A 19,699-nucleotide genomic window follows, 5' to 3' on the forward strand; every position below is an offset into this window, starting at 1 on the left:
TAAATAAACGCGGTTTTTTGATTTTGAATTAACAATTGATTTTAATCGTTAATTTTTGCAAACGCAGTACCTAAGCGAGTAACCACTTCTGGTAGTTGATCATCCAGTATTTCAGCTTTATCAGCACCCCATGCAAGTACCACAGTAGAGCCTAATTTAAAGCGACCCATTTCTTCACCTTTTTTAAGCGTGATAGCGTTTTCGCCTTTAGTTGGATAATTCCAACTAAATACATCACTGCCTGCTGGTGGTGTTACAGTACCTGCCCAAATAGTTTCAATGCTGGCTACAATTGTTGCGCCAACTAGCACCATAGCAAGCGGACCAATCTCAGTTTCAAAAATTGCTACTACTCGTTCGTTACGTGCAAATAAGTTAGGCACGTTTTGCGCTGTAAGTGGATTTACTGAAAATAAATCACCTGGCACGTAAATCATTTTGCTTAGCGTGCCATCAATTGGCATGTGAATACGGTGATAATCTTTAGGGGCTAAGTAAATAGTGGCAAATTTACCGCCTAAAAATGCTGTTGTATCATCTTGTGAGCCGCCTAACAGAGCTTGCAAGCTGTAATCGTGACCTTTAGCTTGTATTAGCTGTCCGTCAACAATATCGCCTAGTTGGCTGATTGCGCCATCCACTGGATGAATGATGGTATTGCTATCTTCTACCATAGGGCGTACGCCGTTTTTTAAAGGGCGGGTAAAAAATTCATTAAAGCTTTTATAATGAGCTGGATCTGAATATTTCGCTTCGCTCATATCTATTTTGTATTGCTTAATAAATAGTTTAATTAATGTGGTTGTTAATGCGCCCGCTTTAGCAGCTGCTAATTTGCCTACTACGCGTGAAATAAAATGTTTTGGCATTGCGTACTGCATTGCGATTTTAAATTTGTCTAAACTCACAGTATTTTTCCTAAATTATACGCGAGGCGCACGAGCGCCGGCACGGCCATCGGCCATTGTTTCTAAAATTCGGTGGTAGCTGTCAAAGCGCAATTGAGAAATTCTGCCATCGGCTACAGCTTCTTTAACTATACAGCCCGGATCGTTTAAATGTTTACAGTCCCTAAAGCGGCATCCGCCAATAAATTCTCTAAACTCTTTAAAACACCACGTTACACGCTCAACATCTAAGTGCCATAAACCAAACTCACGAATTCCTGGCGAGTCGATTAAATTACCGCCGCTGGGTAAATGGTGAAGGCGCGAAACGGTTGTAGTGTGTTGGCCTAAGCCGCTGTTTTCGGATACTTCTTTAGTTAATATTTCAGCATTAGGCAATACAGTATTAACGAGGGTTGATTTACCTACGCCACTTTGACCAACAAAAATATTATTCTTATCAACAAGTACTTCTTTTAATTCATCAATACCATCGCCCGATATATTACTAACAAGGAGTACTTGGTAATCAAGTTTACGATAGATATCAAGAACTTTTTGTATTTCGCTAAGGCCAGCATCGTCAATTAAATCGGTTTTATTGAGCACTAAAATTGGCTCAATACCCATATCTTCACAGGCTATTAAATAACGGTCGATAATACTAGGGGTAAACTCGGGTAATACCGCCGATACCATGAGTATTTGGTCAATGTTGGCAGCAATAACTTTTACACCGTCGTAAAAGTCAGGGCGGGTAAGTTGCGAACGACGCTCTTGCGTGGCTTCAATTACACCGGCTAAATCGCCTTCACTTACTTTGGCACGGCGAAACAATACTTCATCACCACACACTAAATTAGACACGGTACGGCGTATATTACAGCGCAGTACATCGCCATTTTCAGTTTCTACATCGGCGTGCTGGCCAAAACGACTGATCACAATTGCGCTCTCGACCTGACCTAAATTGTCGGTTTGCCATTCTTGCGCGCCTTTTTTAGTTGGCCTTGAGTCTGCACTATTAATGCGCTTTTGGTGATTGGCCTTGATCTGACGCGATTGGCCTTTACTTAATTTTTTCTGTTTTGCCACTGGAGGCCTATAACCTTAGTTAAATGTCGCTTTTCCTAAAAAAAGCTTTAGCTCGACGGTTGATGCTAATATGATATATCGAAATGCGTTGGATCTAAAGGAAAGCACCGCTTAGGTATTATGACTATTAATAAATCAAATTTAATTTGGCTCGATCTTGAAATGACAGGGCTCGAACCAGAGACCGATAAAATACTCGAAATTGCGACAGTTGTCACTGATGCAGACTTGAATATATTAGCCGAAGGGCCAACTATCGCTATTCATCAAAGTAATGAACTCCTTGATGGCATGGACGAGTGGTGTACTACTCAACATGGTAAATCGGGTTTAACAGCGCGCTGTAAAGCAAGCACCTTTGATGAAAAGTACGCCGTAGCGCAAACTTTAGATTTTTTAACACAGTGGGTGCCTGCGGGTGTATCACCAATGTGTGGTAATTCAATTGGGCAAGATCGCCGCTTTATGAATAAGTACATGCGCGAACTCGAAGACTTTTTTCATTATCGAAATCTTGATGTGAGTACGATTAAAGAATTAGCACGTCGTTGGAAGCCTGAAGTGCTTGCTAAAGTGAACAAAAAAGGCTCGCATCTTGCTCTGGATGATATTAAAGATTCGATTATGGAATTAAAAGTCTATAGAGAAAATTTCTTTAATTTGTAAAAAAACACTTGCAAACACATCGGATTATTGTAGAATCCTGCCCCGCTCAAGACGATAACCCACGCGGGGTTAGTGTGTTTGAGTGATTGATTTACCATCAATTAATGCGGTACTAGCTCAGTTGCTAGAATGTTAAACGCGACCCGTCGTGCATCAACGTAAAATAACTGAAGAAGTGAAAATGCGGTACTAGCTCAGTTGGTAGAGCGCGACCTTGCCAAGGTCGAGGTCACGAGTTCGAGCCTCGTGTACCGCTCCAATTTCTAACCAAAAGAAATTGAAGTTATTTATATAACTAGAAATTTATATGCGGTACTAGCTCAGTTGGTAGAGCGCGACCTTGCCAAGGTCGAGGTCACGAGTTCGAGCCTCGTGTACCGCTCCAATTTCTAACCAAAAGAAATTGAAGTTATTTATATAACTAGAAATTTATATGCGGTACTAGCTCAGTTGGTAGAGCGCGACCTTGCCAAGGTCGAGGTCACGAGTTCGAGCCTCGTGTACCGCTCCAATTTCTAACCAAAAGAAATTGAAGTTATTTATATAACTAGAAATTTATATGCGGTACTAGCTCAGTTGGTAGAGCGCGACCTTGCCAAGGTCGAGGTCACGAGTTCGAGCCTCGTGTACCGCTCCAATCTTTTTATATCCTCAAAGTTTTCTGTATTAAAAATCATAAACAAAATTATAATCACAAATCTCTCTTATCTACTTTATTTTATATGTAATATTCAGTATTGAAGTTTTGTTATTAGAAGCTATAGCTTCGCGCGCGAGCAAGCTCTGCGCTTACAATAAAGGTTTTATACTTTAAAGTTATGAGGTATGAGTGAGTTAGAGAATAGTTATACCAATCTGCTTATATATGGGGTCTATTTAACGTTAAGAAAATTACGCTAGAACTAGCAGACATTGATCAGACCAATTTCAAAAATTTCGATTTAATTTAAACGCTTAATTCTCTTTAATTTGATAAAATAACATCTCAACTTTGAGGTGTATATGAATCTAAAAATCAAACGGTTAGACCATCACGGTATTGTTTCAGGTGTTATAGAAGACTTAAAAATTGTCAGCCTTTTAGATCAATACTTACCTCAAGACGATAAACAAGAAATCACCCCAAGTGAAGCCGTAAAAGACATGATCATGAATGGACTCGGTTTTGCCAATCGTCCTTTATCACTCAGCCCTCAATTTTTTACTAACTTGCCTCTTGAACATTTATTTCGTGAAGGTGTTCAAGCATCACATTTTAATCGTCACAAACTTGGTAGAACTCTCGATCAATGCTTCGAGTTTGGCTGTGAAAGCTTATTTTCATTAGTCTCCGGACAAGCATGTGAAATAGAACAAGTTGATAAAACCTTTGAATCACTTGATACAACGAGTCACTCACTGACAGGTGAATATGCTTTTGATGATGAAGATAGTGATGAAAACGTCATTAAAATTACTCATGGCCATAGCAAGGCTCACCGTCCTGATTTAAAACAAGTCGTACAAGAAATCATTGTTAGCCAAGATGGTGGGATCCCGCTTGCATGTAAAAACTGGGATGGTAACAGCGCAGACACCGCTATTTTTAAAGCGCGAAGTAAGGCGCTTGTTGATGAGTTCAAAAAAAGCCAAGCTCCTAAATACCTTGTGGCAGACTGTAAACTTTATCATAAAAGTAATGCTGAGTTTTTAACCAAAATTCAATTTCTCACGCTAGTACCTTCAACAATTTCTCTTGAAAAATCCTCTATAAGCACAGCTATAACAGCCAACCAATGGGTTAATATTGATGATAATTATCAATATGTTATTGAAGAGGTTGATCATATGGGGATAAAGCAAAGATGGATGATTATTTATTCAAAGGCAGCTAATAGCCGAGCACAAAAAAGCATTGTTCGACAAGTTGAGCGAGCACACACAGGCATCAAAAAAGACCTCTTCCATTTACAAGCTCAACGTTTCGCTTGTCAAACTGACGCACAACGCGCATTAGATAAATTAGCGAAAAAGATGAAGCATCATCAAATAGCGACTCCGCAATTTATTAAGCATAAAGTCTATGAAGGTAAAGGGCGACCTAAAAAAGATGCGCCAGTAAAAAATATTGAATGGCAAATCACGGCAGAAATTGAAGAAAACGAAACCGCAATAAAACAGATTGTAGAACAAAAGTCATGCTTCGTATTAGCAACGAATATTGATAAAGAAGCCCTTTCACCAGTAGGTTTACTTAAGCATTACAAAGCACAATCTGAAGTAGAAAAAGGGTTTAGGTTTTTAAAAGACCCCTTGTTTTTTGTTTCATCATTATTTATCAAAAAGCCAAGTAGAATAGATGCTCTGTTGATGGTGATGACACTTTCATTGTTAGTTTATTCAATTGCGCAAAGACGAATGAGAGCGAATATGAAAAAAGAAAAAGCCACGATAGCGAATCAAATCAATAAAGAAATATCTAACCCAACATTACGTTGGGTCTTTCAGTGTTTTGAGGGAATTAATCTACTCCAGCAAGGCGACAAAATCAGCTTGGATGGTTTTGATGAGTTCAGGGAAAAAATAATAAGGCTCATTGGTGGACATGCGTTGCATTTATATAAAATCCAAAAAGTTGCCTAGGGGTCTGATCAATGCCTGATATATGGGGTCTATTTAACGTTAAGAAAATTACGCTAGAACTAGGCAAAAATTTTTGTATCTAGTTGTTCTAAATAAAAAATTTTTAAAGACGTTATAGTGCAATTTAATTCGTTAAAATGATCAAAGATTTATGCAGTTTGGTATTAATACTTTGAAACCGAGAGCTTTTGTTAAAGCCGCTCCCCCTGAATAGTTGCTATAATACGCCTAGTGCCACCAGAGTTGCGATGTTCACCTAAGTAAATACCTTGCCATGTACCTAGTGCTAAATATCCATTAGAAATAGGAATAGTTAACTCACAGCCCAATGTGCTGGTTTTAATATGTGCAGGCATGTCGTCATCGCCTTTATAATCATGACGGTAATAAGGCTGGCATTCAGGAACGAATTTATTGAAATGGCTTTCCATATCCATACGCACCGTAGGATCGGCATTTTCGTTTATAGTAAGGCTAGCGGATGTGTGTTGGATGAATAGGTGCAACAAGCCTACTGTGTAAGTGGTAAGCTCAGGGAGTTGAGACAATATTTCGTCGTCAATTAAATGAAAACCCCGCGAGCGAGGTTTTAATACTATGACCTTTTGTTGCCAACTCATAGCTTATCGAAACTAACTTCAATATTTGCATTACCAGCATCGCTAGTGAATGGCATGATGATTTTTTTACCTTGGCTTTTATGCGTTATTGTATGCCCTTGGCCGGATACTACAATAGGCGTTGCCATATCAAAATCAAACCCTTTTTCACCCAATAAATTTTTGGCGCCACCGGTTACCATATTGGTTATTTCGCCAACCATGTCAGTGACTTCTTCATCTATTGAATCAGGGCGTTCACCCAGCATACGTTCCATGATAGTAAGTGCAAGCTCTTCATCAAAAGTAATTGAAAATGAACCGCGAGTTTGTGGGCCCACCATACCAATCAGACCTGATACATCGCCACACGCAATTTCATCTGTTTTGATACGCGGCTTACCAGGCTTTAATTGAGTTTGAGCCATTGTACTCAATACATTGATTAAAGAAGATAAAAAAGGATTGATGAACTCTACATTCATATTTGTTCTCTTAAATTAGTGCTATGAAATGGTTATATCATACGAGTATAGCCATTAGGAATAACTTTGGGGATTATGATGCTCTACAAGACTCACATTTACCATGCGCTTCTATAGTTTGTCCTGATACAACAAACCCGCCTTCAGCTGCTAAGTTATTTAACTCATGTGAGATAACGGTTGAATGAAGCTCTTTAACAAAACCACATGTATCGCAAATTAATAGTTGCACAGGATGAATATGATCAAAGTGATGGCACAGCATAAATGCATTTGTACTTTCAATTTTATGTATAAAGCCCAGTTCCGCTAAAAAATCTAATGCACGATAAATAGTGGCAGGTTTAGCGCCTAACTCTGTTACTTTTAGTTGTTCGAGTAAGTCGTATGCACCTACACCGCCTTGCGCACTGGCGAGCAGACGAAATACCTTCTCGCGGATCGGTGTAAAACGCGCACCGCGATTATCACATACTTGTTTTGCTTTACTTACGAGTGATTCTATATTCATCATTCTCTCATCCTTACTTTGCCATGATATACTAACATACTGTGTTGTAGTTGCAGCGTTTTTATTAAACGCTTTTTATCTAGGAAACCTAGTAATGCATGAACTATTAGCTATTTTTATTTTCTTTTTTGCGGTAATAGACCCCATCGGTACAGTGCCTGTATTTATTGCAGTTACACGTGGCGATGATGAAAAATTTAAACGTAAAGTTGTATTCAAAGCAGTGGGGGTTTCAGCCCTTGTACTTTTGTTTTTTGTTGTTGCAGGTGAGCAACTACTTAATGCCATAGCTATTCCACTTTCGGCATTTCAAATAGCAGGTGGTATTGTATTACTTATTTTTGCTCTTTCGATGATATTTGGTGAAAGTAAACCTGAAACCGAAATAAAAAGCGTAAGAGACAGCACCGAAACCGCTATTTTTCCTCTCGCAATTCCTTCTATAGCAAGCCCCGGGGCAATGTTAGGCGCCGTTTTAATGACCCGAAATGAAGAATATACGTGGGTTGAGCAGTTAATGACGTCATCTATGATGCTAGCAGTGCTGGCCATTGTGCTTGTATTACTGCTGATGGCTACACATGTTCACAAGTTAATAGGTGACAGTGGCGCAAGTATTGTTAGTAGAATAATGGGGCTTATTTTAAGCTCTGTTGCCGTGACTAATATTTTAAACGGCATCGCTCATTACTTTGGATTGCAGGTGTTTTCTTAGCTTTAACATTCTTAGGTTTACCTTGAGTAAATGTACTTTGGATAGACGCTTTTCTGTGGCACCAATGTTGGATTGGACTGATATTCAATAAATAAGATGATTTTAGCGGTGTAAGGGTGACTATTGGGGGACTCTTTTTATGAGGGGGACCTTTTAATTAACTTAATAATTTTTGTAACGGAGTACATAGTGAACAACAAAATCACAATAGAACATTCACATGTCTATGGAGAAAAGGCAGTTGTTGAAATTACTTCTAATATTAAGTCTATTATCTATGACACATTCTTATACACTGCGGATGAAGATTATTTACAGGCTCGCTTTTTAGCACTTCATGGCCAGCAGCGTTTATTCTATTGGTCTGCATGCCAATGTATAGAAAAGTACCTTAAAGCAATATTGCTACTTTCTGGGGAGTCTGTTAAAGATCCATCTCACGACATCTGTAATTTATTCCAAAAGGCTATTGGAGTTGATGAAAGTTTAAGAAACAGAAGTTTAAACCCTCCTATTGAGCTTAAGGAACTTGAGCTAGATTGGGGTTCACAAAAAATAGGTGCGCTTATTTCGCTAATTAACACGCATGGTGATGCGGATAATAGATATGACTATATAGGTATTGACTGTGAACCATCGGTACTCATTAAATTAGATCAAGTAGTGAAACTGTTAAGAGCAAAAATAACACGTGCTAATATTTTTCAATTCAAAAAAATAGATAATCAGTTATTAAAGCACTTTCATAATTACAATTACTGCTTTGCCCCTAAAGACTTTCTACATGGTGATATTTATCATCTAATGAAAGTGTTTCGGTTGACTCAATCATCCTTGGATATAGCTGTGAATGGTGGGTATAGTTATGAGCATGTTTACAAAAGCTGGCTAAGCAAAAACATTAAAATAAATCTCGAAAACAAAAAATTTAAAAATGATTGATCTATAGCTGCTTTAAACTTTAACCCAAAAAGTTACTCGTTCTATGCATTCTAATCGACTGACCAACAACACCTTCAGCGTTATCATGCTCAGTTATTTTTAGATCTGTGTGATCAGGGTTGGCCGATAGTAGCTGGTTGTTTTTTAAATCAGCTATTTTACAAACGAACAGTCCATTTAAAGCCGCTACAATTACATCGCCGTGCTTAACCGTTGCGGCTCTGTCAATTATCAATAAATCTCCTATAAACCCCCAACGCCTTCCATGCTGGTGCCACTGGCGCGGCCAATAAAAGTAGTGTTAGTTATAAGGCTGTTATCTAAATCGTTTTCTAATTCTTTTATGCTTGGCCCCACATCAATATTATGAAAAGTAATCCAGTAAATCGTATAAATAAACGATATCGAAATTTTTTATAGTTTATGGTTAATATTCTTTGCTTAACAGTTTGCTTTGAGTTGTATTTGCTGTTTGCTAGATATTATTAAATATAGGGCTAGATTCACTGCAGTTTAGCAGCCTGTTTGTGTATAATCCCTCGCCTATTTTTATATTTTTATTATCAACTCACATATTTATGTAAGTTATTGATCTGTCCTACTCTGCGAGGGTGCCTATAGGGGCACCATCTAGGTAATTCAAAGCAATTCAGGGCAGTTAAAAGCAACTCGGAGCAGTAATTTTATGAATGATGAAACCCTTGGAGGTGTTGTAATGACTGGGGACCCAGTAAAAACAAGCTTTCGTAGAATGTCCGTTGCCCCGATGCTTGATTGGACTGATAAGCGAGTGTTTAAAGGGGTTTAACAATGCGAGGGTGCCCATTGGGGGACTCAATATATTGAGGGGGACGGGTTTCAGTCACCCCAAAAAATTACTCGTTCTGTGTAATCTAATCGACTGGCCAACAACACCTTCAACGTTATATTCATCGTACTCAGTAATTTTCACCGCTGGGTGATCAGGGTTAGCCGATAACAGCCGGTTATTTTTTAAATCTGCTATCTTGCAAACAAACAAGCCATTTAACACCGCAACAATCACATCACCGTGTTTAACTTTAGTTGCTCTATCAATAATTAATAAGTCACCGTCAAAAATCCCAACACCTTCCATACTTCTTCCGCTTGCCTTTCCAATAAAAGTGGCATTGTTTAAAAGCACATTATCAAGTGTAATTCCAAGCTCTTCAATTTTCTGACCAACACTAACATTTGAATCAAACATAAAAACCCTCTTTATATGGCTTAATAATTGCTACACCAATTGTTCCAAAACTTAAAGGAACGATAAAATGACACTTTCGATTTTACTACTAAGCGCACTATCTTTCGATGTAGCACCAACGCCAAGCGTAAAAAAAATAGAAAACTCAGGCGGCATTATTATTTTAAACCCTAAGAAAAAAGAAAAAATAAAAAACTCGGGCGGAATTATCATTCTGAATCCAAAAAAGCCAAAATAATTATGCACTCCAAAGTAAGCCAGCTTAATGCTGGTTTTTTTGTGCCCAAAGGTTTAGCATTACCTAAAAAAATAAAGGGTTTAAAAGTGGATTTCGTACAAGAACTCTATGAAAAATGGCTAGTCATAAAACCATACACCAGCGTTTTTTCATCCCAAGCAATTATTGCCACCGCATTTTTAATCGCACTTATAAACTCATTACGTAAAGCATTAAAACAAAATGAGCTGTTCAGTAATTTCATAACAATCGCGTTTGTTTGTGCAAACTACCTATTAACAGCCTTGATGATGGAATACGTGTTAGATTACGTACAACGGCACGAATCTGCCGCCAGCGCCCAAAATGTGTATCTAGGTTTCGTGATCGCCAACGTCTTAACACTGTTTTTAATGTACAAAGCCCACGTGAGTCTCAGTTATGTATTCACCCCGCTCTATGTAGCAGTAAACAAGCTATTTATAATACTCAGTATCATTCACTTTGCGCTATGGGCAAAACTTGTGGGATTAAATTTACAGCAAGAGTATGCCCAATTTCACTATCTATACAGTTTTATGGTTTTATATATAAGCATAGCTCTAGCAGTAATAATGATTTTTCCCTATATTCTAACAACTAAGTTTGGGTGTATATTCACACTCAGTTTGCACAGGAGTCGCAATGTTTGAATTAATTTACATAGCAATCGCCGTATTTACGTTATTACTTATTTTAAGTACCTGGTTAGTAGCTCGTAAAAATATATTTGCAGAGCAAGTAAGGGCAAAGTCTGTAAAGGCAATCTGGTTAACAATCCTAGCGGAAAAAGAGCCTGATATTGAAAAGTCGCTTAGTTTTTTTGCCGCAGCACAAAAGCTAAAAAACGAAATAGCAGCAATCACACAAAAAAATCCAGCCATGGCCAGTCATCAAATAGATGATGAAGAGGTACATATAAAGGAAGAGGTAAAAGAACTTAGTCTTGGTGAATTACTAAAGCAATACGAAATAAAATATAATAGCCACGAAACCTACACAAAATACAACCAAGGCAATAATTAAATAGTTAGTTATTGTCTTTTTGTATAGCAAACTCTTTTTCAACATACTCACATTGAATTTTAGCAATTTTGCGCAACGCATCAATATTATTGCTATCGCCTTTAATAAAGCCACTGCCAGCCAACACACTTAAACTTTTAAGCAAACCATTTTCAATCGCAATAAAATTAAGATCGTCTGTACCATTTAGCAAATAATCAAAGCTAAAATTTGTAGCTAAACATGCTTGATGAATGAGTTGGTATGGAATAGAACCGCGGTTAATCGTATTAGTGCAAAAAGAGTTACTAAGAGACAAATGACGCTCAAGAGCTGCATTTTTATTAACACCATAGGCCTCACGTAAGCGTTTGAAAATATCGCTTACCTGCTGCTGTTCAGCTGTTAAAGTTTTGCCTAGCATCTAATCACCCCATTTCAATTAGCTTAATACTAAACGAGTTTTATTTTTAAAAACAGCCATTAATCATAAAACTTACAAATAGTAAGTTTTTATTGCAAACATGTAAATTTATGATATTTTCAATCCAGCAACAAAAGGATGATAGGAAAAGCTTTACTAGTACTGTATAAATATACAGTCATTTGTTGTCGCGTATTTTAAATATGGCTACAATGTAAAGGCAAAGCAAATCCCTATAAACCCAAAAAAGGAAACAACATGAAACAACACTCAAACAAAAGTATAAAATTTAAAGCTGCATCCATAGATGGCGGCAACGGTGGCGGCGGCGGTGGTGTAGAACCACCAAAAGAAAAGTAAGGCATTTACACTATTAACCAGCATAAATGCTGGTTAATTACATCACCAAGGAAACCACATGATTGATTTTATAACTGCCACAGATTTGACTATAAGAGCTTTAGAAATGCTCATTATTGTATTTTTGCTCGCAACGCTTAATAAACACCGCCTAGCGTTATTTTTTGGTGGCAAGAGTAATTTAAAATCAATTGATGATCACACAATGCATTCATGCTTTATTGCCGCACTAACAGTCATGGTATTTCATTTTGTAAGCTCAAGCTTGGCGCAATACATAATTACAATAGAAATGAGCAAATTAGCACTCAGGCAGTTTTTTTACTTCACTATGTTTAGTTGCTCAATGGCATTCGTCGTTGCGCTATTTTTCATGCATAGCATTAGAGGTTGCACGTTCTCAACAACTGCGCGGTTTTGCTTATACCTTGCTCTAGCTCAATCGGTTGTACAATTAATACAATTTATTATGCGCGGCCTGTTAGATAGCAGCATAATGTCACCCGCTTATAGCTTTAGCGTTGTGGTGCTTAATATATTATCGCTTGGTGTTGTTGCTATATACCCTGTTAAAAAATTTACTCGCTTACTAACTAAAGAGGGAATCTAAATGCCATTACTCATAGTGATGTTTATTTGTTTCACAATGGCGTTGTGTATAACTGGGGTCGCAATAGTGCGCGGCCAAAACACAACAGGCATAGAGACCATGCTTAAACATAAAATAAAGCACTTTATGCCAGAGGGATCAACAGCCCAACAAGACGACTACGGTGTAGCCTACTCAATAGCCATGGATTTAGGCGCCACAATAGAGCAGCCAGATAACTGGGATAAAATAGAATCAATGAACGTGGTACACAAACGCGCCACTATGTTTAGAAACCAAGCATTAAGAAAACCAACGGGCATACCCGTGGTACAAGAACGGCCCGCACTTAAACTTGTAAAATAGCCCGCTTAAGCGGGTTTTTTAATACCTATTAAAAAGGTCGTGTCTTGTTAAAATATGAACGATAAATTAATGTATATACCTACACATATTACGGAAAATAAAAGGAATAAATATGATCAAGTTAGGAACGTGGGCACTCGGGGTATTATCACTTATATCAGTAATAATGTATTTTGATATAGGCGATCGTATCTCAGGTGTAATTTGTATGTTTGCAGCTGGGTTTTTCTTCCCGCCAGTGCTTAACAAAATAAATAACACAAACAAAGAAAAGGCAGAGTCAAAAGGAAAAACACATAAAGACATAACTCAAAAGTCAGCAATCGTATTTGGCATTATTTTATTGGCCATTGCTGCAGCTTTGAGTGTTGGTTCTTAATTCTATATAAAAATATAACCACTAAAAAGCCCGCTAAATGCGGGCTTTTTATTATGCTGTTTTTTGGTTATTGGCGGGTTTGCTTGCGCGGGCGTCAATAATTGGTTTTAAGTCTTTTAGCAATAATTTACCGCAGTCGTTAATATCAATCTTTTTGTCTGGGTTTACCCTAAACCAATCAAGATGGAAAAACATCATTAAAGATTTAATAGACGTATCAATAAACTGTTCTTCAAATTCTTCGTCACCTAACAATGCTTGTTCGTTAATTACATCACTAGGTGAAAACTGTCCAGCAGTTGGATTAGTTTCGCCAGTTACTAGCCATAGTGCATATTTTTTTAAAGATGGGTGGTTTGCAACCTTAAGTAAAGCAGGTGTCCCAACTTCTGAATGACCAGATTCATATTTTTTATATGAACTAATACCAACATCGACTAATTCAGCAAACTTAACTTGATTTAATCCGGCAGCGCCACGGATCAGCTTAAATTTTTCGCCAATTGTAATTGACATGGTTCATCCTATTGATCTAAAGTGTACATATTGTTCATCTTGTTGAATCTATATATCAACAGAGTGAACTAAAATGTTTGTTAAATATAATTTTATACATATAAATAACCAGATTAGCACAAAAAGCACAACTAATGGAACTGTGAATGGCGCTTGTCAATAACGGTGAGGAATTAAAATGGATGACAAATTACGAAGAACAATAACTGGTGATTGCATCAGTGAAAATGAGAAGTTCTTAAAACTGACTGATGTTGCGGAAAGGTGCGCTATATCAAAATCTATGGTCTACAAGCTAATGGATGACTTTAAATTCCCACCGTGCCACAGAATAACCAAAGGGCGTGTTTTTTGGTTAGCGACCGACATTAACACTTGGCGCTCAATGACACCGGAACACTTTCATAACCAATTTGGTGAACAGCTAAAAGCGCAAGCAGAAGGTGCAGCAGCATGAACATGACCTTTGCGCTATTAGCGCGTTACGAAACGCCAATTGTAAAGCTTAAAGATGTTTGCGTTGAGCATTTGGGCATACAGCCTAAAACCGCTGAGCAAAAAGCCAAAGCCGCGCAATTACCGTTTCCAACATTTAAAGCAATTGATTCAGAGCGTTCGCCAACCTTGGTAAACGTTAGTGATTTGGGCGCGTATTTACAAACCCGCTACGAGCAAGGCCGCGCAGAGTGGCAAAGCGTAAACAACTAGGAGCATAACAATGGCAAATGCATTAGTTAAACAAACCGAAAACGCACAAGCTGCACCATTAAAAGCAGTAGAAGGGCGCTACATACCAAAAGGCTTAGCTGAAATAAAAGCATTAATGGGCACCGACCGTCATACCCCTGAACATGTTTATAACCGTGTGCTAACTCACAATGAGCGAGCAATTATTTGCTTTACTGCGGGTATTCAGCCAAAGCAGCAAGAAGACAATTTTCGTGATTACAGCGGTGAAGTTCGCATAAAAATTCACAAAGCCATTTTGCAGTTGCAAGCACTGGTTAAAGCATTTACAGATGCCAACGCCATGGCACCAGCTAAGTTTGTGAAAAATGCCCCGCGTGAAAACACAAGCACCGACTATTCACACCTAACCGTTAGTTCACACTAAGGATTGATCATGAGCTCAACTAATCGCGGAACCCAGCGCAATGCAGATGATTACTACGTAACACCGCATTGGCTAATTGAAGATTTTATAGCAGCGTTTAGTGAAAACTGCCGTTTTCGCTTTGACCCAGAAGAATACCCATTAGTGCTAGACCCAAGTGCGGGCGGGTGTGATAAATACCCCATGAGTTATCCAACCGTATTAGAAAAACACGGCTTTAATGTTAATAGCTGGGATATTCGCGAAGACTCACGCGCAAAAGATAAGGGTATCGACTTTCTTGCCGTTAAACCTTTTGCACCTTATGACATGATCATCACAAACCCACCTTTCAACAAAGCCCAAGAGTTTACCGAACACGCACTTGAAATGGTTTTTGAGGGCGGTTTAGTCATTATGCTGCAACGCCTTAATTGGCTAGGTAGCCAAAAGCGCAAATCTATGTGGCAAAAGCTGCCATTAGCCGCGGTTTATGTTCACAGTAAACGCCCAGGCTTTGACCCGCTAAAACCAAGTAAAACAGATTCTACCGAATACGCCCACTTTGTATTTTGCAAAGGTTACGAACTAGCCTCTGAACTTTTTGTAATTTAACGCCCAATAACAACACCCAAAGGAATATTAAAAATGACTACTATCAAAGACCAAGATCTATCTAAAAATCAGCAATTACTTAAAAGCATTGTTGAACACGCTATCGACCAAGCTAATTTCACTATTCGTAATTTAAACAAGCGCCCAACGTTCGCCATGCTTATTGAGTGTGAAAACTGCCTAACTGACCTTATGCCAGTTGTGCAATTAATCGCAGTTGACCACATTGAATACGCGCCAGTTTACGACCAAATGCAAAGCTCATTAGATGCAGCGCAAATGCACGGAGAACCTGAAATTATTGAAATAGAGTTCCCTGCATAATGAGCTTATGGCCCATTGTAAGTTTTGACGTTATAACAGCGGCTTTAACCATGGTTAAAGCCGTTGACGATGTTGAGCACAGAACATTTTTAATAAACGGCCTTAGCCGTTTTACTGCGTATGGCCAATATAAAATGGTTAAGCAGTATATGGCTAAAATAACCCCGCCTAGTGATGCCTGGTATAAAGACGAGCCCATAAACCCAAGCGAAAAGGCAAACGCTTGGCTTTATGATGAGCTTAAAGGTATTGAACACCGCATTGATGTAACCAATCTAAAAATTAGCGCACCGGCTAAAGCGGCGCTTAAAAAAGTGCACTGGAACAATATTCATAATTATATTGTTAAAGACATTGTCCAAAGCAAACGCGCACCCAGCATACAAGCCAGCTTCGTACGCCAAACAGCCAGCAATATGGAGTTTGCACAAAAGCAGCGCAATGTAAAAAAGCAACAACCTGTAACCAGCCAGAATTTACAGCAGCAGGTTGGCGATCAGGTGTCTAAATCGGCCATGTCGGTTATTAATGCAATTGACGATGTTGAAGAAGTTAATTTTATTTACCAATGCCTAAGCAAAGTACCCAAGCCACTGCAAATGCGAGTGGCTAAGCGTTTTATAAATAAATACGACACCAATTTAAAAAGTGCGGGTAAAGGTAAAAACGAAACCGACGAGCAATATAAAAGTCGCTTGCAAAACATTAGCCGTGGCCTTTACGACTTTAGCGGTAACAACACGGGCCATAAAAAACCGCTATTAACTACTAAAGCTATACGCGCCCACTACAAAGCTAACGATTGGTTGCGCCGCACGGTTAAAACATTAAAGCCACGCTTAAAAATACTCGAGCAAATAACAAGCGCCATGCCATTACCGTGGCACATACTGGCCAATGCCGACAAAACCAAAAACCACGCTAAAGTGCTTGCCATGCAGGCAACGCAGTTAATTGTTGATTTACGCAAAGAGCAACCGACATGGGATGCAACCGACATACACGAAAAAATAAACGAGTTTGCAGCGCAATTTACTGTGCAATTAAGGTTTGCTGAAAAGGGCGATTACCTAACCGTACCCGATGCCGAAGTAGCGCTGTTACAAGTGCAAGATCATAAGTGGTGGGCGCGCAAGCTTAAAACTATTCGTAGCCGTTACCTGGAGCATTTAGAAATTGCCACTGGCGAAGTAGGTAAAGACCTATTTACTAGCACCGACCGAAAAGGCAATAAAAGCACCAAGCGCCAGGGCATAAATGCCTATTGCTCAAAGCAAGCGTTAGCTGAATACACCACCAACCGCGAACGCGGCCAACGCTACCTAGAAAGCCTAGAATTAGTAAATGAAAAAAACGATGTTATATCGCTAATGAAAGCGGTTGAAGCAGGGGTTGCCAACCCTGAAAACATGCGTAACGAGCTAATGCTGCGCATACGCGAAACCGAAGAACTGGCCGATGAAATGGGCTACACCGGTGGATTTTATAACATTACAGCGCCGAGTCGTTTTCATGCAAATTCGCCATCGTGGGATGGCTCAACTCCAAAAGATGCCAGCCAGTATTTAAATAAACTGTATTCACAAGCCCGCGCTAAATTAGACCGCCTTGAAATACCGTATTTTGGTATACGGGTGGCCGAACCCCATGCCGACGGCTGCACCCACTGGCACATGCTTTTATGGATGCCAACACGTTACTACGACCAAGTTAATCATTTACTACGCCGCTACTTTACCCGCGACGACCGTGAGGTATTTTTTCAGCGTTTTAAAAACCGCAAAGCCTTACGCGCTCGCTACACAAAAGCGCGCCGTATTTGGGGTTTAAATAAATCAAAAGGTATTTACACCCGCGCACCGCTTAAAAATTACTTTCCAAGTAGCCCGCGCTACACCGCTATAAAAATGCTACCGGCCACCGTAGATAAAAACGGTAAAAAGTCAGGCGGTGCAGCGGCTTATGTTGCCAAGTACGTAAGCAAAAATATTGATGGTTTTGCACTGGCTAACGAGTTTGATGCCGAAACAGGCGAAAAGCTAACCCAAGCGGTAAACCCCGTTAAAGCGTGGGCAAGTACATGGAATATTAGACAGTTTCAATTTCAAAAATCGCCCTCTATTACTATTTGGCGCGAATTGCGCCGAGTGCGTGAAGAAGTGAAAGGTAATGAAGATTTAGAACAAATACGCCAAGCGGCCGATAAAGGCGACTTTAAAACCTTTGTTACTTTAATGGGTGGCTTTGGTATTGGCCGCGATGCCCGTTTTAAACCTGCCTACCAACATACCGAATACGGAAACCAATACGCCGAATTTACTAAAACCCTAAAAGGTGTTGAAGACACCTTTGGGCTGTGCACGTTAGTTACTCGCGTTCATACCTGGTCTAAGCAAACCATAGGCACCGCAGCCGCAGAAAACACCGCCGTAATTGGTGGGCAGGATGCTAACAACGTCGGCGCAGCCGACCTATCTTGGACTAGTGGGAATAATCGTACGCCTTTAGCTGTAGGGCATACAGACGAGTTATTGCTAGATATGATCGGTTTTACCAAAAAACAGATCGCAAGCGTTAAAAAGGATCTGTTGGCAGGTAAGCGGGTTAAAAATAACGGCCTTATTTACCTAATAAAAGACGGCCATTTAGTCACATTAGACGAAAAAGCGCAGCAAAATGAGCAGCGCCAGCACGCTATTGACTACATCGCCAATAGCGAAGCGCAAAAACACGCCCCAAATAACGAACAAACCACGGTTAAATGTAAAAACAAGCTAAGCGACTTTAGCCCTGCGCAAATTCAAACGCTAAACCAAGGTGGCAACGTGATCAGCGGCAACCGCGTGTACTACATGCAAGAGCGCGAGCTGCACAGCTTTGAGCAACTAAACATGCAAGCGCAAAAATCGGCTATTAAGCCAACCCCAACCGAAAAGCATTATGCATATGCCCGTGAGCTTTACGACTTAGCATTTATGTATGCAGAGCTAGACGGGCGCAGCGAACCGTCGAACACCCAATTTAAAAAATACCATGCAGACATTATCGGCGATTTAGATTTAGCCCGATTAGTGCTTGCTGGTGAAGCATCAGCAATCAGCGACAACGATTGGTGGTCACTGGATTTAATGGCGTAGTAGCAACGGTAAATGCAACCTAGAAATAACTTAAAGGTGGTGAACATGGAACAAATAGAATTTATTTTACTGGAAACAGCAAAGCAAGAAGTTGTGAAAAGAAAAGCCAGATTAGCACAACCAAAATCATGCCAGAGTTGTAATAACTTCATTAACCTAGGTTGGGAGAAAGATCCACTACATCCTTTAAATACACTGCTTAAAAAAGAGTGTGAAACCATGGTTGGATTATGCGAATTAAAAGATAAAAAGCTATTTGGAAATCAAATATGTGAAAAATTTAAAATTCATAAAATTCTAGATGGCAAAACAGATCTTCAAAATATAACTAATAGGCCGGATTAATTATGATTTTTATAAATAGCAAAAGGAAAGCAACATGATTCAAATTTCAAAAGTACTCATGCCAAAGGCATGTATTAGTTGCCAGGCATTTTGCCCAAAGGGTTATGCAGAGGATCAGCACAGCCCGTTTATTACTAAATTCGACAAGCCCGCGCCTAAAACCCAATACGGCCAATGCGGTAAAACCGATAACAGCGTATTTGCTACCGAAATTTGCACCGGCTACCAGCAAGAACCTAGCGCCGACGTATTTGCAGTAACTAACAGACCACAACCAAAACAACAGGTGAAATTATGAAAAATGAACCATGTGATTATGCGCACTGTTTAAATGAAGCCGATTTTATTGATGACATGGGTAACTTTGTTTGCACAGCGTGTATGGAGAGAGAAGTTAAAGAAGGTTCGGCAGAATATGAGGATTTTGAAACTATAGGTGATGCATGAAAAAAACCGTAAAGCGCCGCAGCTGGGTATATCACTCAGTTGTTAAGCCAAAGCAGAGCGAGCAGAAAAATGAAATTAAAAAATGAAAGCATT

The 19,699-nt window shown here is 39.3% G+C and carries 29 protein-coding genes and 4 tRNA genes; 24 read left to right on the forward strand and 9 right to left on the reverse strand.

Annotated features, from left to right (window positions below; genetic code table 11):
* Nucleotides 1–41 precede the first annotated feature (41 nt).
* On the reverse strand, nt 42–908 hold the full coding sequence (gene asd / locus ACJJVZ_RS05925) for an archaetidylserine decarboxylase (RefSeq protein WP_193156267.1): 867 nt from the start codon (nt 906–908) through the stop codon (nt 42–44).
* Nucleotides 909–923: 15 nt separating this feature from the next.
* A complete protein-coding gene (rsgA, locus tag ACJJVZ_RS05930) occupies nt 924–1,982 on the reverse strand; it encodes a small ribosomal subunit biogenesis GTPase RsgA (protein WP_405598925.1) in 1,059 nt (352 codons plus the stop codon).
* A gap of 120 nt (nt 1,983–2,102) precedes the next feature.
* On the opposite strand from rsgA, the gene orn reads away from it, so the two are divergent.
* The 6 genes from orn (at nt 2,103) to ACJJVZ_RS05960 (ending at nt 5,270) form a co-directional block, all read left to right on the forward strand.
* Nucleotides 2,103–2,648 (forward strand): oligoribonuclease, encoded by a 546-nt coding sequence (orn, locus tag ACJJVZ_RS05935; RefSeq protein WP_405598927.1) that lies wholly within the window; start codon nt 2,103–2,105, stop codon nt 2,646–2,648.
* A gap of 183 nt (nt 2,649–2,831) precedes the next feature.
* A tRNA-Gly gene (locus ACJJVZ_RS05940) sits at nt 2,832–2,907 on the forward strand.
* A 50-nt stretch (nt 2,908–2,957) separates the two neighbouring features.
* Nucleotides 2,958–3,033 (forward strand) — tRNA-Gly (locus tag ACJJVZ_RS05945).
* 50 nt (nt 3,034–3,083) lie between these two features.
* Nucleotides 3,084–3,159, forward strand: a tRNA-Gly gene (locus ACJJVZ_RS05950).
* Nucleotides 3,160–3,209: 50 nt separating this feature from the next.
* A tRNA-Gly gene (locus ACJJVZ_RS05955) sits at nt 3,210–3,285 on the forward strand.
* Nucleotides 3,286–3,650: 365 nt separating this feature from the next.
* Nucleotides 3,651–5,270: an IS1634 family transposase gene (locus tag ACJJVZ_RS05960; RefSeq protein WP_405598929.1), complete on the forward strand. Its 1,620-nt coding sequence runs from the start codon at nt 3,651–3,653 to the stop codon at nt 5,268–5,270.
* Nucleotides 5,271–5,461: 191 nt separating this feature from the next.
* On the opposite strand, the gene ACJJVZ_RS05965 is transcribed toward ACJJVZ_RS05960, so the two are convergent.
* From ACJJVZ_RS05965 to ACJJVZ_RS05975, 3 genes are all read right to left on the reverse strand, one after another.
* Nucleotides 5,462–5,890, reverse strand: coding sequence for a secondary thiamine-phosphate synthase enzyme YjbQ (locus ACJJVZ_RS05965; RefSeq protein ID WP_405598932.1), 429 nt, complete (start codon nt 5,888–5,890; stop codon nt 5,462–5,464).
* Nucleotides 5,887–6,354, reverse strand: a complete 468-nt coding sequence (locus ACJJVZ_RS05970; protein ID WP_077536036.1) for a chemotaxis protein CheX — start codon at nt 6,352–6,354, stop codon at nt 5,887–5,889. Before ACJJVZ_RS05970 ends, ACJJVZ_RS05965 begins: the two co-directional genes overlap by 4 nt.
* Nucleotides 6,355–6,427: 73 nt before the next feature.
* Nucleotides 6,428–6,865 carry a transcriptional repressor gene (locus ACJJVZ_RS05975; RefSeq protein WP_077538837.1) on the reverse strand — a complete coding sequence of 146 codons (438 nt, stop codon included), beginning with the start codon at nt 6,863–6,865 and terminating at the stop codon, nt 6,428–6,430.
* A gap of 94 nt (nt 6,866–6,959) precedes the next feature.
* On the opposite strand from ACJJVZ_RS05975, the gene ACJJVZ_RS05980 reads away from it, so the two are divergent.
* Together ACJJVZ_RS05980 and ACJJVZ_RS05985 are read left to right on the forward strand one after the other, a co-directional pair.
* On the forward strand, nt 6,960–7,580 hold the full coding sequence (locus ACJJVZ_RS05980; RefSeq protein ID WP_077536035.1) for a MarC family protein: 621 nt from the start codon (nt 6,960–6,962) through the stop codon (nt 7,578–7,580).
* A gap of 189 nt (nt 7,581–7,769) precedes the next feature.
* Nucleotides 7,770–8,522, forward strand: coding sequence for a hypothetical protein (locus ACJJVZ_RS05985; RefSeq protein ID WP_405598936.1), 753 nt, complete (start codon nt 7,770–7,772; stop codon nt 8,520–8,522).
* A 19-nt stretch (nt 8,523–8,541) separates the two neighbouring features.
* Here ACJJVZ_RS05985 and ACJJVZ_RS05990 read toward each other — a convergent pair whose 3' ends face one another.
* On the reverse strand, nt 8,542–8,757 hold the full coding sequence (locus ACJJVZ_RS05990; protein WP_405598938.1) for a S24 family peptidase: 216 nt from the start codon (nt 8,755–8,757) through the stop codon (nt 8,542–8,544).
* Between the two features lie 450 nt (nt 8,758–9,207).
* Between ACJJVZ_RS05990 and ACJJVZ_RS05995 the strand changes: the two genes are divergently transcribed.
* On the forward strand, nt 9,208–9,330 hold the full coding sequence (locus ACJJVZ_RS05995; RefSeq protein WP_405598941.1) for a hypothetical protein: 123 nt from the start codon (nt 9,208–9,210) through the stop codon (nt 9,328–9,330).
* Between the two features lie 54 nt (nt 9,331–9,384).
* On the opposite strand, the gene ACJJVZ_RS06000 is transcribed toward ACJJVZ_RS05995, so the two are convergent.
* Nucleotides 9,385–9,750 (reverse strand): LexA family protein, encoded by a 366-nt coding sequence (locus tag ACJJVZ_RS06000; RefSeq protein WP_405598943.1) that lies wholly within the window; start codon nt 9,748–9,750, stop codon nt 9,385–9,387.
* Nucleotides 9,751–9,817: 67 nt separating this feature from the next.
* On the opposite strand from ACJJVZ_RS06000, the gene ACJJVZ_RS06005 reads away from it, so the two are divergent.
* Genes ACJJVZ_RS06005 through ACJJVZ_RS06015 form a run of 3 tightly spaced genes read left to right on the forward strand, consistent with a single transcriptional unit; the run spans nt 9,818 to nt 11,032 of the window.
* Nucleotides 9,818–9,988, forward strand: a complete 171-nt coding sequence (locus ACJJVZ_RS06005) for a hypothetical protein (RefSeq protein ID WP_405598945.1) — start codon at nt 9,818–9,820, stop codon at nt 9,986–9,988.
* A gap of 2 nt (nt 9,989–9,990) precedes the next feature.
* A complete protein-coding gene (locus ACJJVZ_RS06010) occupies nt 9,991–10,659 on the forward strand; it encodes a hypothetical protein (protein WP_405598948.1) in 669 nt (222 codons plus the stop codon).
* Complete coding sequence (locus ACJJVZ_RS06015; RefSeq protein WP_405598951.1) at nt 10,652–11,032, forward strand: hypothetical protein; 381 nt, start codon at nt 10,652–10,654, stop codon at nt 11,030–11,032. Before ACJJVZ_RS06010 ends, ACJJVZ_RS06015 begins: the two co-directional genes overlap by 8 nt.
* Nucleotides 11,033–11,036: 4 nt before the next feature.
* Here ACJJVZ_RS06015 and ACJJVZ_RS06020 read toward each other — a convergent pair whose 3' ends face one another.
* Nucleotides 11,037–11,435, reverse strand: coding sequence for a helix-turn-helix domain-containing protein (locus tag ACJJVZ_RS06020; protein ID WP_405598953.1), 399 nt, complete (start codon nt 11,433–11,435; stop codon nt 11,037–11,039).
* A gap of 418 nt (nt 11,436–11,853) precedes the next feature.
* Between ACJJVZ_RS06020 and ACJJVZ_RS06025 the strand changes: the two genes are divergently transcribed.
* The 3 genes from ACJJVZ_RS06025 to ACJJVZ_RS06035 all read left to right on the forward strand — a co-directional run bounded on the left by ACJJVZ_RS06025 (nt 11,854) and on the right by ACJJVZ_RS06035 (nt 13,129).
* Nucleotides 11,854–12,405, forward strand: coding sequence for a hypothetical protein (locus ACJJVZ_RS06025; protein WP_405598955.1), 552 nt, complete (start codon nt 11,854–11,856; stop codon nt 12,403–12,405).
* On the forward strand, nt 12,406–12,750 hold the full coding sequence (locus ACJJVZ_RS06030; RefSeq protein WP_405598958.1) for a hypothetical protein: 345 nt from the start codon (nt 12,406–12,408) through the stop codon (nt 12,748–12,750).
* Nucleotides 12,751–12,862: 112 nt separating this feature from the next.
* Entirely contained in the window at nt 12,863–13,129 is a 267-nt protein-coding gene (locus ACJJVZ_RS06035) for a hypothetical protein (protein ID WP_405598960.1), read from the forward strand.
* 51 nt (nt 13,130–13,180) lie between these two features.
* Here the strand turns inward: ACJJVZ_RS06035 and ACJJVZ_RS06040 are convergent, their stop codons facing one another.
* A complete protein-coding gene (locus tag ACJJVZ_RS06040) occupies nt 13,181–13,645 on the reverse strand; it encodes a helix-turn-helix domain-containing protein (protein ID WP_405598962.1) in 465 nt (154 codons plus the stop codon).
* Nucleotides 13,646–13,823: 178 nt separating this feature from the next.
* Between ACJJVZ_RS06040 and ACJJVZ_RS06045 the strand changes: the two genes are divergently transcribed.
* From ACJJVZ_RS06045 to ACJJVZ_RS06085, 9 genes are read left to right on the forward strand one after another with little or no spacing between them, the layout of a single operon-like run.
* The gene (locus tag ACJJVZ_RS06045) at nt 13,824–14,102 is read left to right on the forward strand and encodes a helix-turn-helix transcriptional regulator (RefSeq protein ID WP_405598965.1); all 279 of its coding nucleotides are present in this window, start codon (nt 13,824–13,826) and stop codon (nt 14,100–14,102) included.
* On the forward strand, nt 14,099–14,353 hold the full coding sequence (locus ACJJVZ_RS06050; RefSeq protein ID WP_024602864.1) for a pyocin activator PrtN family protein: 255 nt from the start codon (nt 14,099–14,101) through the stop codon (nt 14,351–14,353). The genes ACJJVZ_RS06045 and ACJJVZ_RS06050 overlap by 4 nt, the downstream gene beginning before the upstream one ends.
* A gap of 10 nt (nt 14,354–14,363) precedes the next feature.
* Nucleotides 14,364–14,759 carry a hypothetical protein gene (locus ACJJVZ_RS06055; RefSeq protein ID WP_405598967.1) on the forward strand — a complete coding sequence of 132 codons (396 nt, stop codon included), beginning with the start codon at nt 14,364–14,366 and terminating at the stop codon, nt 14,757–14,759.
* A 9-nt stretch (nt 14,760–14,768) separates the two neighbouring features.
* Complete coding sequence (locus ACJJVZ_RS06060) at nt 14,769–15,353, forward strand: SAM-dependent methyltransferase (protein ID WP_405598969.1); 585 nt, start codon at nt 14,769–14,771, stop codon at nt 15,351–15,353.
* Between the two features lie 33 nt (nt 15,354–15,386).
* A complete protein-coding gene (locus tag ACJJVZ_RS06065) occupies nt 15,387–15,677 on the forward strand; it encodes a hypothetical protein (RefSeq protein WP_405598971.1) in 291 nt (96 codons plus the stop codon).
* On the forward strand, nt 15,677–18,814 hold the full coding sequence (locus ACJJVZ_RS06070; RefSeq protein WP_405598973.1) for a replication endonuclease: 3,138 nt from the start codon (nt 15,677–15,679) through the stop codon (nt 18,812–18,814). The genes ACJJVZ_RS06065 and ACJJVZ_RS06070 overlap by 1 nt, the downstream gene beginning before the upstream one ends.
* Nucleotides 18,815–18,859: 45 nt before the next feature.
* Nucleotides 18,860–19,159, forward strand: a complete 300-nt coding sequence (locus ACJJVZ_RS06075) for a hypothetical protein (RefSeq protein WP_405598975.1) — start codon at nt 18,860–18,862, stop codon at nt 19,157–19,159.
* A 34-nt stretch (nt 19,160–19,193) separates the two neighbouring features.
* On the forward strand, nt 19,194–19,457 hold the full coding sequence (locus ACJJVZ_RS06080) for a hypothetical protein (protein ID WP_405598977.1): 264 nt from the start codon (nt 19,194–19,196) through the stop codon (nt 19,455–19,457).
* Entirely contained in the window at nt 19,454–19,606 is a 153-nt protein-coding gene (locus tag ACJJVZ_RS06085) for a hypothetical protein (protein ID WP_405598979.1), read from the forward strand. Before ACJJVZ_RS06080 ends, ACJJVZ_RS06085 begins: the two co-directional genes overlap by 4 nt.
* Nucleotides 19,607–19,699: the final 93 nt, after the last annotated feature.

Source organism: Pseudoalteromonas sp. Ld19, assembly GCF_045064135.1.
Classification (GTDB): Bacteria; Pseudomonadota; Gammaproteobacteria; order Enterobacterales; family Alteromonadaceae; genus Pseudoalteromonas; species Pseudoalteromonas aliena.